This is a genomic window from Aurantimonas manganoxydans SI85-9A1, assembly GCF_000153465.1.
Classification (GTDB): Bacteria; Pseudomonadota; Alphaproteobacteria; order Rhizobiales; family Rhizobiaceae; genus Aurantimonas; species Aurantimonas manganoxydans.
Genome location: NZ_AAPJ01000030.1, coordinates 1 through 1,107, shown reverse-complemented (window position 1 = coordinate 1,107; position 1,107 = coordinate 1). Strand labels below are relative to the sequence as shown.

Genomic DNA, 1,107 nt, shown 5'->3' with positions numbered 1-1,107 from the left:
GCACCGGCCGGATCAAGTCGGCCTCTGAGGTGGAGGTCGCGAAGGAGGACGGCACCACCGAGACTCTCTCGGCGAAGAACATCTGCATCGCCACGGGTTCGGACGTCGCCGGCATTCCCGGCGTCGAGGTTGCCTTCGACACGGACACGATCGTGTCCTCGGACGATGCCATTGCCCTGCAGAAGGTTCCTGAGACCATGGTCGTCGTCGGCGGCGGCGTGATCGGGCTGGAGCTCGGCTCGGTCTGGGCCCGCCTCGGCGCCAAGGTCACCGTGGTCGAGTATCTCGACAAGGTGCTCGGGCCGATGGACAGCGAGGTCTCCACCGCCTTCCAGAAGCTGATGGTCAAGCAGGGCCTCACCTTCAAGCTCGGCGCCAAGGTCACCGCAGTGACGAAGTCGGACAAGGGTGCATCGGTCAGCTTCGAGCCGGCCAAGGGCGGCGAGACGGAGACGCTGGACGCCGACGTCGTGCTGGTCGCGACGGGCCGCAAGCCGTTCACGGCAGGTCTCGGTCTCGAAGAGGCGGGCGTTGCGCTGGACGATCGCGGCCGGGTCGAGATCGACGCGCATTTCAAGACCAATGTCGACGGCATCTATGCCATCGGCGACGTGGTGAAGGGTGCGATGCTCGCCCACAAGGCCGAAGACGAGGGCGTCGCGCTGGCCGAGATCCTCGCCGCTCGCCGGCGTCCTGCAATGCCTGGATCAGCATCGAGGCGCCACCCTGCGTCACCGCGCGCGATAGCGACTGGACGTTTTCCCGTTCCTTGAACTGGCCGGTCAGATCCTCATAGCCATAGACCGCGACGACGGTCTTCTGCCTCGGTGGCGGCACGCGACGGAGATCGTCATTAGGCCGCGATACCGGCGCGATCACGGGCGGCGTATCCGTGAACGCCTCCTGGGTCACGCAGCCGGAAAGCGAAGCCAGGGCGACGATCATCACTGCCAGCCGCGGGCCACCCCGGGTCCAGATACAACTCAACATGGTTTCCCCTCAGGCAAGCACGACCAGGTTCTGACGAACAGGGCCTCCTGCAGATCAATTTAGGCTTGACGTGACGAGTTGCGGAACGACGATGTCCGTCACGGTGCCGTCCGCGCC

1 protein-coding gene and 1 pseudogene are annotated in these 1,107 nt (G+C 65.5%); one reads left to right on the top strand and one right to left on the bottom strand.

Annotated elements, in window-relative coordinates; all coding sequences use genetic code 11:
• Positions 1-686 (top strand): annotated as a pseudogene (locus SI859A1_RS00240) (FAD-dependent oxidoreductase); the annotation flags it as partial.
• Here the strand turns inward: SI859A1_RS00240 and SI859A1_RS22410 are convergent.
• Positions 574-945: a CsgG/HfaB family protein gene (locus SI859A1_RS22410; RefSeq protein ID WP_081451293.1), complete on the bottom strand. Its 372-nt coding sequence runs from the start codon at positions 943-945 to the stop codon at positions 574-576. The pseudogene SI859A1_RS00240 and the gene SI859A1_RS22410 overlap by 113 nt on opposite strands.
• Positions 946-1,107 lie beyond the last annotated feature (162 nt).